Origin of the sequence: Corynebacterium sp. HMSC068H04 (genome assembly GCF_001811255.1) — a bacterium.
GTDB classification, from domain to species: Bacteria; Actinomycetota; Actinomycetes; order Mycobacteriales; family Mycobacteriaceae; genus Corynebacterium; species Corynebacterium hesseae.
Map to the genome: position 1 here is coordinate 175,099 of NZ_KV804013.1, position 12,523 is coordinate 187,621.

10 protein-coding genes are annotated in these 12,523 nt (G+C 61.8%); 1 reads left to right on the forward strand and 9 read right to left on the reverse strand.

The annotated features are described in order from the left end of the window. Positions 1 to 103: 103 nt before the first annotated feature. The 9 genes from HMPREF2792_RS09085 to HMPREF2792_RS09125 form a co-directional block, all read right to left on the reverse strand. Positions 104 to 721, reverse strand: a complete 618-nt coding sequence (locus HMPREF2792_RS09085) for an exonuclease domain-containing protein (protein ID WP_070533026.1) — start codon at positions 719 to 721, stop codon at positions 104 to 106. Continuing rightward, on the reverse strand, positions 722 to 2,590 hold the full coding sequence (locus tag HMPREF2792_RS09090; protein ID WP_070533028.1) for a DUF294 nucleotidyltransferase-like domain-containing protein: 1,869 nt from the start codon (positions 2,588 to 2,590) through the stop codon (positions 722 to 724). A gap of 17 nt (positions 2,591 to 2,607) precedes the next feature. Next, complete coding sequence (locus tag HMPREF2792_RS09095; protein WP_070533030.1) at positions 2,608 to 3,627, reverse strand: 3-isopropylmalate dehydrogenase; 1,020 nt, start codon at positions 3,625 to 3,627, stop codon at positions 2,608 to 2,610. 135 nt (positions 3,628 to 3,762) lie between these two features. After that, positions 3,763 to 5,349 (reverse strand): phosphoglycerate dehydrogenase, encoded by a 1,587-nt coding sequence (gene serA / locus HMPREF2792_RS09100; protein ID WP_070533032.1) that lies wholly within the window; start codon positions 5,347 to 5,349, stop codon positions 3,763 to 3,765. 44 nt (positions 5,350 to 5,393) lie between these two features. Beyond that, positions 5,394 to 6,278: a hypothetical protein gene (locus HMPREF2792_RS09105; protein ID WP_118781218.1), complete on the reverse strand. Its 885-nt coding sequence runs from the start codon at positions 6,276 to 6,278 to the stop codon at positions 5,394 to 5,396. Positions 6,279 to 6,306: 28 nt separating this feature from the next. Further along, a complete protein-coding gene (locus HMPREF2792_RS09110; protein WP_070533034.1) occupies positions 6,307 to 8,100 on the reverse strand; it encodes a GmrSD restriction endonuclease domain-containing protein in 1,794 nt (597 codons plus the stop codon). A 112-nt stretch (positions 8,101 to 8,212) separates the two neighbouring features. Beyond that, positions 8,213 to 9,226 carry a ketol-acid reductoisomerase gene (gene ilvC, locus HMPREF2792_RS09115; protein ID WP_070533036.1) on the reverse strand — a complete coding sequence of 338 codons (1,014 nt, stop codon included), beginning with the start codon at positions 9,224 to 9,226 and terminating at the stop codon, positions 8,213 to 8,215. A 108-nt stretch (positions 9,227 to 9,334) separates the two neighbouring features. Beyond that, complete coding sequence (gene ilvN / locus HMPREF2792_RS09120) at positions 9,335 to 9,850, reverse strand: acetolactate synthase small subunit (RefSeq protein ID WP_070528612.1); 516 nt, start codon at positions 9,848 to 9,850, stop codon at positions 9,335 to 9,337. Continuing rightward, positions 9,843 to 11,675 carry an acetolactate synthase large subunit gene (locus HMPREF2792_RS09125; protein WP_070533038.1) on the reverse strand — a complete coding sequence of 611 codons (1,833 nt, stop codon included), beginning with the start codon at positions 11,673 to 11,675 and terminating at the stop codon, positions 9,843 to 9,845. The genes ilvN and HMPREF2792_RS09125 overlap by 8 nt, the downstream gene beginning before the upstream one ends. 314 nt (positions 11,676 to 11,989) lie before the next feature. Between HMPREF2792_RS09125 and HMPREF2792_RS09130 the strand changes: the two genes are divergently transcribed. Further along, on the forward strand, positions 11,990 to 12,523 hold the full coding sequence (locus HMPREF2792_RS09130) for a PH domain-containing protein (protein WP_070533040.1): 534 nt from the start codon (positions 11,990 to 11,992) through the stop codon (positions 12,521 to 12,523).

Sequence of the window (12,523 nt, forward strand, 5' to 3'; positions counted from 1 at the left end):
CGCAAGGGTTTTTCACTCGCGTTCAGGGGCTAGGTGTAAAGCTTGCAAAGAACGCGATGATACTGCAGGCGTCCAACTTGTGGAACTGAGCCCGCTCGGCCGCCTAGCGCTTGGCGACGTCCCCCAAGGTCACCGCCCGCGTGCTCCCCCGCTGCGCCAGATATAGCTCAGCGCAGGCCAAAGCATCACTCAGCGCGTTGTGATTGCCATAGCGCGGCAAACCGTATCTTGCGCGTACTCGGGGAAGCCGCAGGTCCTCGCCGCGAGGATAAGTGCCCATACGTTCCATGTGGCGCCGCTCGATAGCAAAGGTATCAACCACGCTCAGCCGAGGGACCTGACCAAATATCTCTTTGGAAGCCGCTTCTATAAAACCCACCTCCACAGGTGCGAAGTGAGCGAGTAGCGCTCGGCCGTTCAGGGCCTTTCGCAACTGTTTCATTGCCACTTCGCGTTCCTCGCCGGCATCAATAACCTCCTGCGTCAGCAGGTGGACATGTGCATCTTCGGCCACCTTCGCGCCGCGCACCACGGTATAGCCGGCGCCAGATAGGTCGATAACACCGCCGTTCACCGGTACCCACCCGATAGAAACAATCTTTCCTGTGCGCGGATCAAGACTCGTGGTCTCCATATCTACGGTGAGCAATCCCAGCTCATCGAGCGGGGTGCTTCGTGCAGGCGCGCCCCAATCCGCGCGGCGGCTCCACCGGCTCCACATCTAGATACTCCTCACCGGGTACTTGGTGGCAAGCGCGTTCTGCATGGATTTGATCGCACGGAAAGCATCACGCAGGTGCTCGCGGTCCATCCGCCCCAAGCTCTTGGGGTCAATGTGGTAGTCCGGCTTGTGCCCTTCCCGCAACTGTCGGGCTTGGTGCTCGAAGGAAAGAGATCGGAGGTAGTCGAAGGCGTCGAGAAGCTCCTGTGCACCGCGGCGGCTCACCGCGTTCCCGGCGGCTTCACTTAGGCGCTGGCGGGTGTCCACAACCGTGGAGCCGGATGCTAAAGCGAAGAGCCGGGCCATCTGGACAATACCCGCGGTGCCTCCCTTTTTGATGTCGAGGGTATGTGCATAATCGCCATCGCGCTCCACCACGAGTCCGCGGAAGAGCGTCAGCGGCGGCTCGCGGCGCGCGGCCAGGCTAGCCAGGTGAGCGTGCAGGCGCGTCGCGCCCTTGCCCATCTCCACGGCGGCAGTGTGGACCTCACGGGCCAGCTCCTCGCTTCCGTAGAGCACGCGGAAGTCGAAGAAAATCTGGGCGTTGAGCAGCGCCTCCGGTTGGGGGTCCCGGATCCATTTGCGGAAGGTGTCGATCCATTGGGAGCGCGTCATCCGCCACTCGGCGTTCATGGCCATCATGTCACCTGGGCACAGAGCCTGACCGGCGGCGGCAAGGCCCTGGCACACGAAGGTACTAAACCGTGCGAAATACTCGCCGTGCGCGCTGGCATCATAATCATCCGCGAGGACGAGCGCATTATCCTGATCCGAGGCCAGCGCCATCTCGCGCCGCCCCTGCGACCCCACGGCCACGAAGGCATACTCCACAGGCGGAGGACCAAGTTCCTCCTCCGCGAGCGTACACAGGCGCCGTGCCACAGCATCGGCGGCAAGCGTGACCAAGCTCGAGGCTTCCGCCGGTGTCGAGCCACGTTCCACGAAGCGCCCGGCCAGGCGCGTGGCCTCGTTGAAGGCACCATTCAGCTCCGCAACACTGGAGCGCCGTGAAAGATCCGCCGCAAGGTAGACCGGATCATTGTGCAGCAGCCGGGTAACGTCCGACTGCGTAACAATCCCCTGCAGGGTGCCTTCTTTAACCACCGGCAGGTGGTGGATTCCGCGCTCCGCCATGTGCAGCAGAGCCTCCATAGCGGGGGCATCTGCCGATACCGTGAGGGGCTGAGGCGTCATGATCTCCTCCACCGATTCAGCAGGGTCACGCTCCGCGGCGAGCACGCGGGTGCGCAGATCACGGTCGGTCACAATGCCGGCAAGACGCTTGGCTGAACCTGAACCCGGTGTAACAACGAGCAGTGAGGACACGCCGCGGTCCGTCATCAGCATCGCGGCTTCACGGATGGTGGTGGCAGCCGGCGCAGTCAATATGTCGGTACGAGTGAGCTCTCGCAGCGGCGTGCGTAAAACGTCGGTCGAAGTGGATTCAGACAGCTCGCGTGCTGCGGCGCGGATCCGGCGAGACTGCGCTGAAAAGAAACGCGCAATGTCGGGGTTGCGGCGGGACAACTCGGTGAAGTCCTCCTGCGCCAGGGTGAAGACGAGGCTGTCCTCTACCGCGACCATCTCATAAGCGGAGTGCGGCTCCCCCTGCAACGTGGAATAACCGAAGGTGAGCCCGGATTCGCGGCGGTCTAGCAGCATGCCGTCCTCCCCCAACACATCAATCGCCCCGGTGCGGATGATGTGGAGGTTGGCATTCTCTTGCCCCAGCTTGATAGGGATATCCCCTCGGCGCAGGTAGATCATGCTCAATTGTGAGGACAGCGCGTTAAGCTCTTCCTCCGGCAGGTGGGAGAAAGGCTCATTCTTGGCCAGGAAGCTGGAGACCTCGTCTATTTCGACGCTCATGCGCCAACCATACAGGGCTAGGCGCTGAGCGCGGAGGCGATTCGATCACCAATTTCGGTGGTGCCCGCCGGTGCGTCGCCGCGGGAGGAGACGTCGGCAGCCACGGCCTCCTCGATGCGCACGGTGTTCTCCTCATCCCCGAGGTGGCGCAACAGCATGGCCGCCGACAGGATCGCCGCGGTGGGATCCGCGTTGCCCTTGCCTGCGATATCCGGGGCGGAGCCGTGGACCGGCTCGAACATGGAGGGGTTAGCGCCGGAGGCATCGATGTTGCCGGAGGCAGCCAGACCAATACCGCCGGTAACTGCACCCGCCAAGTCGGTCAGGATGTCGCCGAAGAGGTTGTCGGTCACGATGACGTCATAGCGCGCTGGGTCGGTGACCATGTAGATCGTTGCGGCATCGATGTGGTTGTAATCTACGGTGACCTCGGGGAATTCCTTCGCAACCTCGTCCACCGTGCGCTGCCAGAGGCCACCGGCATTAACAAGGACATTGGTCTTGTGCACCAAAGTCACGTGCTTGCGGCGGCCCATCGCACGCTGAAAGGCATCACGCACCACGCGTTCAACGCCGAAGCGCGTGTTCTGGGAGACCTCCGAGGCCACCTCGTGTTCGGTACCTTCGCGCAGCGTGCCGCCGTTTCCGCAGTACAGACCTTCGGTGCCCTCACGGACGACGACAAAGTCGATATCGCCCGGGTTTGCCAGCGGAGAGGTGGACGTCGGGTACAGCTTGGAGGGGCGCAGGTTGACGTGATGGTCCAGGGCGAAACGCATCTTCAGCAGCAAGCCGCGCTCAAGCACACCGGGCGGGACCTCATCGGGCGCACCAATGGCGCCGAGCAGGATGGCGTCGTGTTCGCGCAGGGAGGCCAGGTCGGCGTCGGTAAGCAGCTCCCCGTTGCGCAGGTAGCGTCGGGCACCGAGGTCATAGTCCGTTACCTCGACATCCTGGCGTACCGCGCGCAGGACCTTGAGTGCTTCCGCGGTTACCTCGGGACCGATTCCATCGCCGCCAATCACTGCCAGTTTCATTTTGTGGGATTCCTTTCTCACATATTGGATATATGTGAGAGTACCACCCCCTCTGCCTTGAGGGCGGCGAAACCCCGCAAAGAACCGTTCTCGGTCCTTCACGGGGGGCTGGGATGAAAGGTTCAGCTGTCCAGACTAGGCATCCAAATCAAGCTGGCGGCAGGTAGCACCCAGCGCCGCGTTGATTTCCTCGACAAGCTCCTCCGGTACCTCGCGCTCAACTCGCAAGATAAGGACTGCATCGGAGACATCCTTGCCCTGGGTCAATGCAGCCGCCACAATGTTGATGCCGGCAGCGCCAAGCTTCGTGCCCACAGTGCCCAAGGCACCCGGGGCATCCTTGTAGGAGAAGAAGAGATTGCGGCCCGTTGCGCGCATGTCGACGCCACGGCCATTGATGCGGATGATCTTTTCGACGCCGTCGATGCCAGTCAGGGCACCAGTGAGCTGCGAAACCAAGCCGTCGGGGCCGATAACCTTAACCCTCACGGAGGAGCGGTGCCCCTTCGATTCCACGTTGGTCTTGACGTCCACGCTCACGCCGCGGCTTTCGGCGATCTGCATCGCGTTCACAAAAGTAACGGTCTCCGAGACCACGCCAGAAAACAGCCCGCGAGCAGCGGACAAACCAAGAGCCGAAACATCCTCGTTGGCCAGCTCGCCGCAAGCCTCCACTTCGACGGCAACCGGCGCAGCGTCCAACAGGTTGCCTGCGACGAGGCCCAGCTTGCGTGTCAGATCCAACCAGCCGGCAACCTCTTCGCCGACACGGCCGCCTTCGACGTTGACGGCATCGGCAACGAATTCGCCGGCCAGTGCCTTGAGCACGGAGGCAGCCACATCGGTACCCGCGCGGTCCTGAGCCTCGACCGTAGACGCGCCAAGGTGCGGGGATACGGTAACTTGCGGAAGCTCGAAGAGTGGGGAATCCGTGCACGGCTCGGAGGCATAAACATCGAAGCCGGCGCCGCGGTGGTGACCGGATTTGATCGAAGCAGCCAAGGCTGCCTCATCCACGAGGCCGCCGCGGGCAGCGTTGATAATGATCTGCCCCTTCTTGGCCTGCGCCAGGAGCTCGGCGTCAAACATACCGGCGGTCTCCGGGGTCTTGGGCAGGTGAATGGTCACGAAGTCAGCGCGAGACATGAGTTCCTCAAGGGGCACCAATTCCACACCCAGCGCTGCCGCACGGGCCGGGTTGGCATAAGGGTCGTGCGCGATGACGGTGGTCTCAAATGCCAGCAGGCGCTGGGCAAAGAGCTGGCCGATGTGGCCGAAACCCACGATGCCGATGGTCTTGCCGTATACCTCAACGCCTTTGAAGGAGGAACGCTTCCACTCACCTTGGCGCAGGGACTGATCCGCCGCCGGAACCTGGCGTGCGGTGGCGAGAAGCAGCGCGATCGCCTGTTCGCAGGCGGAGTGGATGTTGGAGGTCGGCGCGTTGACAACCATGACGCCACGCTCGGTAGCAGCGGGGATATCAACGTTGTCCAGGCCGACGCCGGCACGCCCCACAATCTTCAGGTTCTTCGCTGCGGTCAACACCTCCGCGTCCACGGTCGTAGCGGAGCGGACGAGGAGGGCGTCTGCCTCCGGCACCGCGGCAAGCAGCTCCGCGCGGTTGGGGCCGTCAACCCAGCAGACCTCAACTGTGTCCCCGAGAGCATCGACGGTGGATTCTGCAAGCTTATCGGCGATAAGTACGACCGGCTTCGACATAACTTCCTTCACTAGTCTGAAATGTGGATGCCGAGAAGTGTAGTTTATTCTTTCCAGCCCTGAGCGATTTTATGCGTGAATTCTGTCACTGAACCGAATTCCGGCCCGAGGGCCACGATCGGGCCATCCGCCAACCCCGCAGTAATCGCCGCGCCGGCTTTCGTTGCCGTCGGATCCGGTTGCGCCATCACGAACACCGTACCGCCATACGCGGTGGCGTTCACCACGTTTGCTAAAGGGCTGTCCTTCGTCGCCACGATCACCGGTGCCATCTGCGCATCACGGCGCGCCTGGGCAGGAATCGCTGGCATCTTTTCCTTCGTAAGGTGCTGCGGCAGGGGTTCCCACGCGGCCTTCAACTCCGTCTTGGTCGAAGAATCTAGGCGCGTGATGCTGTCCACCATGCGTTCGCGATTCACCACCACCTTGGATTCAAAGCGGAATGCGGTGTACTCCCCCAGCGCCTTGGTGTTTCCCGGATCGTGCACCACTTCGCGTTCGCCATTGTGGCTAGCCCATGGGACATCCCCGATGACGAGGATCTGGTCAACGTCAAGGTCGGTAAGCAGCTGCGAGATCTGCGGGCGAATCGATGAATCGTAGGTCACCATTGGCACGCGCTGCGATACGCTCAGCGTCGCGGCCCGCAGGGCAGCGGCATCTGAGTCTTCGGCCAAGATCAGCGTATTGCTTTCCTTGAAGAACAAGCGCGCGGAGTCAATTCCCCAGCGGTCCTCAACCACCGTAACCTCGTTGGCGAATTGCGGGTCGATGAGCCGCAGACGGTTTTCTTCGCTCGCGCGGGCTAGGTCAATCTCCACCTCAGGGCGGGCGGTGATGTCCTGCGTCAGGATTGGCTCACCGCGCCCAAGCGAGGAGCAGCCCACGGCCGCAAGCGCGCTCATGCCCAGCAGCAGCGCTACAGGCACGGCCCGCAGCGCGCCCGGCGACGACACCTTAACGTGCAAAGGCCTGCGGGCCCTCTTCGCCGCCGGAAAGGTTCGCCTCATCCACGTCGCGCACAACCTTCTTGTTGAGCGCGTACTCAACGATGCCCACGAAGCGCTCGCGGCGATCGGCGAAGAACTGATGCGCAGTCTTCGCGGTCAGCAGCTCCGGCTCTAAGTCATGGGAGGCCAGCACGCTGTCGAACTCGGCGTCTTCCATAATCGACTTCGACTGCACGCGCGGCAGGTAGCGCTCCGGCGAGTGCCCGTCGAGGACAACCTCGGTGCGCTTGCCCATCGGCGTGCGGTTGAGCACGGAATTAGCCAGTACACCGCTGACGCCGTGGCGCTCACACCAACGAAGCGGGAAGACCGGGAAGAAGCCTGGTTGCAGCTCCTCGAAGCTGTGGCGGTTGAACGGGCGGCCGGTACGCCAGTCCTTCGCGCCGCGTGCCATGAGCAGAGCATAGAGGCCGTGCCACACCCCGTCGTGCTCCCCCACAGACAACAAGCGGGACTCGCGGAAGGAGGCATCGCGCACAGTCTTCGGGACATCCTCGGTCTCACCCGCGACCCAAGCGGTGACCTCATCGACATCACGCGCAGCGCGCAGCCTCACTGCAGAAGAGCCATAAAGCTCACCAAAGACGCCGCTCCAGAACCACTGGTTGAGGCGGTCCCATGCGTCCTGGCTGGACAGCACGCCCTTCTTATCTGCCAGGCGCGCAAGGATGACAGCCAGCGGAATGATCTGCTCGGAATAAGGCACCTGCTCAAGGGAGAGAATGCAGCGCTCGGCCAAGAACTCAGCGACCTCACGGAAAGTAATCACCAGGGTTTGCGAGGCCTTGCGGTACTCATTCAGTGACAGCTGCAAGATATCTTCGCGCTGGCCGCCAGCGTTCCCCTTCTCCCCGGACACCAGCAGCGATACTGCCGAAAGGAACTCGTTGCGGCCGATGCCGTCGAGCGCAGGGAAGGCACGCAGCTGCTTCTCGACGCCTGCCCAATCCTCCGCCAGGTGAAAGTCCGGATCTTCAGAGGCAAAGACAGCCGTCAGGAGATCGAAGACGTCCATCTGCAAACCGGCCGAGTTGGCCTGAGCGAAAATGGAGCCAATTCCCGAGCTCGCCGTCTCGCGGGAGAGGCGAATCATCGGCACCGTGTAGCCGGACAGGGGCCGTAGAATCCGGTTATTGAAGGCAGCGACGACGTCACGGGTGGCGCCATCGTTGGCAGCGGCGAGCTCGAAGAGCATGCTGGTGCCTTCCTCACTCAGCAACGCCGAAACCGGGATGCAGCACGCCTGCACTGCGGCCTCGCGACTATCCAAGGTGCCCTCGATGTCCGGCGCGAAGTGGGAGCGCAGTTCGCCGTGCTGGTTGATGGCGAAGACAGCTTCATCCGGCATGATGTCCTCGGAGGTAGCTTTGCGCAGGTCCACGAAGTACTTGCGGGAGACTTTCTTGGAGCGGAAATCGGTGGTATCCACAAAGCCCTCACCGCGGAAGCAGTGATACAGGGTGGTGAGCCTCTGTTGCCCATCGAGCAGGAGCAGGCCGGGGTTCACCCCAGTGTTAGGCGCGCCCGCGAGAGGCCGTGGCCGAAAGCGCATGGCTTCATTGCGGGTATCCAAGGCCATGAATGCACCGAGCGGGTAGCCGCGCAGGACGGTGACGATCAGCGATCGAATTCGGTCTTCATCCCAGGCATAGGAGCGCTGGAAATCGGGCAGCTGAATATCACCGCGATCGATGCGAGCGAAAAGGTCATTAAGGTCATAGCTTGGCGTAGAGAAACCCATGGCCCCGAGCCTACAACTAAATGTGGGAATATGCCCGTTTATGTGCGAACATCACATCAAAAGGAAATCCCGCTGACCAATGGCCAACGGGATTCTTTAGTCGAAGCGCAGTTTAGGCAGTTGCATCCAACGGATTCTTGACCCAGCTCATGAGATCACGCAGCTGGGAGCCGGTCTGCTCAATCGGGTGGGAGTTCACCTTGGCGCGCAGCTCCTCCAGCTCCTTATTGCCGCCTTCAACGTTGGCGACGAGGCGCTTGACGAAGGTGCCGTCCTGAATATCAGTGAGGACATCCTCCATGCGTTCCTTCACGGAAGCGTCGATGACGCGCGGGCCGGAGAGGTAGCCACCGAACTCAGCGGTGTCGGAACAGGAGTAGTTCATGTTCTTGATGCCGCCCTCAACGATGAGGTCAACGATGAGCTTCAGCTCGTGGCAGACCTCGAAATAAGCCATCTCAGGCTCATAGCCAGCTTCAGTCAGGACCTCGAAGCCGTTCATGATCAGGTACTCCACGCCACCGCACAGGACCGCCTGCTCACCGAAGAGATCGGTCTCAGTCTCATCCTTGAAGGTGGTTGGGATAACGCCGGCGCGGGCACCGCCGATGGCCGCAGCATAGGACAGGGTCAGCTCGCGCCCCTCGCCCTTCGGATCCTGCTCGGTGGCGATCAGGCAGGGAACGCCCTTGCCGTCGACGAACTGGCGGCGAACCAGGTGGCCCGGGCCCTTCGGAGCAACCATGCCGATGGTGATGTTCTCCGCCGGCTTGATCAGGCCAAAGTGGATGTTGAGGCCGTGGCCGAAGAACAGCGCGTTGCCGTCCTCCAGGTTCGGCTCGATATCATCTGTAAAGATCGTCGCCTGGGAGGTATCCGGCGCCAGCAGCATGATGACATCAGCCCACTTGGCGGCCTCAGCGTTGCTGAAAACCTTGAAGCCAGCCTCCTCTGCCTTCTCGCGGGACTTCGAGCCCTCGCGCAGGCCGATGGCGACCTCAACGCCGGAATCACGCAGGTTCATAGCGTGGGCGTGGCCCTGGGAGCCGTAGCCGATGATGGCGACCTTGCGGCCCTGGATGATGGTCAGGTCTGCATCAGATTCGTACAGTGTCTCAATAGCCATGTTTGATGTTCCTTTTCTTTTGGGTTAGTTCGCACTACGCATCCAGTAGTGACTCGGCCTATTGAATTTGTATCACACCTTGGGACAGTTTGCCCACCTTGTGGGATTTTATTTCGTCGGTGCCATTGCTTTCGGGCCGCGCCCCAGTGCGACGTTGCCAGATTGCACCAGCTCGCGGATACCGAAGGGCTCGAGGACGTCGAGAAGCGCCTGCAGCTTGCCCGGGGTACCGGTGGCCTCCACGACCACGGACTCCGGCGACACATCCACGATGCGTGCGCGGAAGATGTTCACTGCATCGACCACCTGAGGGCGGTTAGAGTTATCCGCGGCTACCTTCACCAACATGATGGAGCGCGCAATCGTGTTCTCTTCCTCGAGCTCAACTACCTTGAGCACCGGGACGATTTTGTTGAGCTGCTTCGTCACCTGCTCGATGATGACCTCGGAGGCATCCACGACGATGGTCAGGCGGTTAATACCTTCCGTCTCGGTCCGAGCGGACACCAGCGAGATGAGGTTGTAGCCACGGCGGGTGAACATGCCGGTCACACGGGAGATGATGCCCTCAATATCCTGAACCCGCACGGAGAGGATGTGTCGGGTGATGTCGTCTTTAGCCATTGTTTTCGGCCTCCTCGAGAGATTCGTGGATGTCGGCCGGTTCCTCGGCCGCGGACTCATTGTCATCAAACAGCGGGCGCAGGCCCAGGGCGTACTGGATCTCCTCATTGGAGGCACCGCCACCAATCATTGGCCACACCTGGGCATCCTGGCCCACGATGAAGTCAATAACCACTGGGCGGTCATTAATTGAGCGCGCACGCTCAATCGCGGGGCCGATCTCTTCTGCTGTGGTGACGCGAATGGACTCGCAGCCCAAGGCTTCGCTGAGCTTGACGAAGTCCGGTACATACTCGTCGTGCTCGCGCAGCTTGGTGTGGGAGTACTTGTTGTCATAGAAGAGCGTCTGCCACTGGCGCACCATGCCCAGGTTGCCGTTATTAATCACGGCAACCTTGATGGGAAAGCCTTCCACGGCCGCGGTGGTCAGCTCCTGGTTCGTCATCTGGAAGCAGCCATCGCCATCGATAGCCCAGACCTCTCGCTCCGGGCAGGCAGCCTTAGCCCCCAGCGCCGCGGGCACGGCGTAGCCCATCGTGCCGGCGCCACCGGAGTTGATCCAGCTGCGGGGGTGCTCAAAGTCGAGGAACTGCGCCGACCACATCTGGTGCTGGCCCACGCCCGCACAGTAGATAGCCTCCGGGCCAACGATGGAGCTGAGTTTTTGGATCACCTCTTGCGGGTTGAGCAGGCCATCTGACGTCGGCTCAAAGCCGCGCGGGAAGCGGCGCTGCATGTTCCCCAAATACTCCATCCACGGACCAATTCGCGGGGCATCCAGCTCCGCATCATTGGCATAAGCCTTGGTCAGTCGCAAAAGCACCTCGCGGGCATCGCCCACGATGGGAACAGCCACCTCGCGGATTTTGCCGATTTCCGCCGGGTCAATGTCGGCATGGATCACCTCGGCGTGGGGAGCAAAGGTGTCCGTATCACCGGTCACGCGGTCGTCGAAGCGTGCGCCCACGGCGATGATAAGGTCCGCGCGCTGCAGGGCCGCCACCGCGGGAACGGTACCGTGCATGCCGGGCATACCCATGTGCTGCGGGTGATTATCCGGGAAGGCACCGAGAGCCATGAGCGTGGTCACCACAGGGATTCCGGTCAGCTCCGCGAACTCGCGCAGCTCGCGGGAGGCCTCGGCCTTGATGACGCCGCCGCCAACGTAGAGCACCGGACGCTCGGCGCGCGCAATGCGCTGAACGGCCTGGGTAATCTGGCGCGGATGCGGAGTAGTCGTGGGCTTGTACCCCGGTAGCTCCGGCATCTTTGGGCCCGAATATTCCATATAAGCGTTCTGCACGTCCTTCGGAATATCCACGAGCACAGGCCCAGGGCGCCCAGTGGCGGCCAAATGGAAGGCGGCCGCGATCGCCCCGGGGATATCTTCTGCCTTGGTGACGATGAAGTTGTGCTTCGTAATCGGCATCGTCACGCCACGGATATCAGCCTCTTGGAAGGCATCGGTGCCCAGCAGGGAGCTGCCCACCTGGCCCGTGATTGCCACGACGGGAATCGAGTCCAGGTTGGCGTCAGCCAGCGGGGTCACCAGGTTGGTCGCACCCGGGCCGGAGGTAGCAATCATGACGCCGACCTTTCCGGATGCTTGGGCGTAGCCTTCGGCTGCATGGCCGGCCCCCTGCTCGTGGCGGGTGAGCACGTGGCGCAGCTTCGTGGATTCAAAGAGGGCGTCGTACAGCGGAAGCACGGCGCCACCCGGAATGCCGAAGACAAGCTCGGTGCCGAGATCTTCGAGGGTGCGGACAATGGCGTGTGCGCCCGTGATGCGCTCGGGCGCCCGCTGTGGCGGTGTGGAAGCTGTCACGGTTGATGTGCTCCTTCAGTGGGGTGGGTGGTGAAGAGATCATCCAACGAGTAACGCCCCCGTCTTTCCTTCCTGGGTGTGAAGGTAACGGGGGCGCTTGCTGGTCGACGTCACTTGTGGACTCGCTACGGCTCGCGCCGCCCGGGTACTACTACGAGGTGAAGTCGAATAATGATCATGGGACAAACTGTACACTGATAGAAACACCACCGCTGGCATTTACCCCCATTTTTGGGATCTTTTTCTCATTTTGCGAGATTGCACAGGTGGGGCGGTTCGCCACCGCGCCGCACAGTCAATTACGATGGCCCACTATGACGTCCTCACATCCGCAGAACGCATCAACTCGTGCCGAACACCCCACGGCCGAAACGTTCAAGCCCACCCGCGAACACCTCCTCGGCATTGGCATCCTCGCCGCCATTGCATTTCTCAGCATTGGCTGGGCCCCGAAGTACCTCTTCTGGGTACTCATCTTCCCAGTGCTGGCCATCTGGTGGGTTCTACGCGCACGCACCACCGTCGACGGCAAGGGCATCCACATCACCTATGGCTTCCGCGGCCCCAAGAACATCGAGTGGGGCAACTTCAAGGGAATCGGCTTCCAGCGCTCGCGGGCCTACGCCCGCACCACAAGCGGCAACAACTTCAACCTGCCGGGAGTGACCTTCAACTCCCTCCCCCGCCTTGCCGCCGCTTCCAATGGGCGCATCCCCGACGCATTGACTGCAGGCCGCAACGCCGCCGACGACAAGGTCATCATCGTCCACCGCGATGGCCAGCAAGTCCTCCTCACCAAGGAGGAATACGCCGAGTACCTCAAGAAACACCCCGAATTAAAGGATTAA

Bases quoted from the DNA above. Each gene is read 5' to 3' on its own strand.
- HMPREF2792_RS09085 (WP_070533026.1), bottom strand. From the start codon at position 721: ATGTGGAGCCGGTGGAGCCGCCGCGCGGATTGGGGCGCGCCTGCACGA.
- HMPREF2792_RS09110 (WP_070533034.1), bottom strand. From the start codon at position 8,100: ATGGGTTTCTCTACGCCAAGCTATGACCTTAATGACCTTTTCGCTCGC.
- ilvC (WP_070533036.1), bottom strand. From the start codon at position 9,226: ATGGCTATTGAGACACTGTACGAATCTGATGCAGACCTGACCATCATC.
- ilvN (WP_070528612.1), bottom strand. From the start codon at position 9,850: ATGGCTAAAGACGACATCACCCGACACATCCTCTCCGTGCGGGTTCAG.
- serA (WP_070533032.1), bottom strand. From the start codon at position 5,349: ATGTCGAAGCCGGTCGTACTTATCGCCGATAAGCTTGCAGAATCCACC.
- HMPREF2792_RS09090 (WP_070533028.1), bottom strand. From the start codon at position 2,590: ATGAGCGTCGAAATAGACGAGGTCTCCAGCTTCCTGGCCAAGAATGAG.
- HMPREF2792_RS09095 (WP_070533030.1), bottom strand. From the start codon at position 3,627: ATGAAACTGGCAGTGATTGGCGGCGATGGAATCGGTCCCGAGGTAACC.
- HMPREF2792_RS09130 (WP_070533040.1), top strand. From the start codon at position 11,990: ATGACGTCCTCACATCCGCAGAACGCATCAACTCGTGCCGAACACCCC.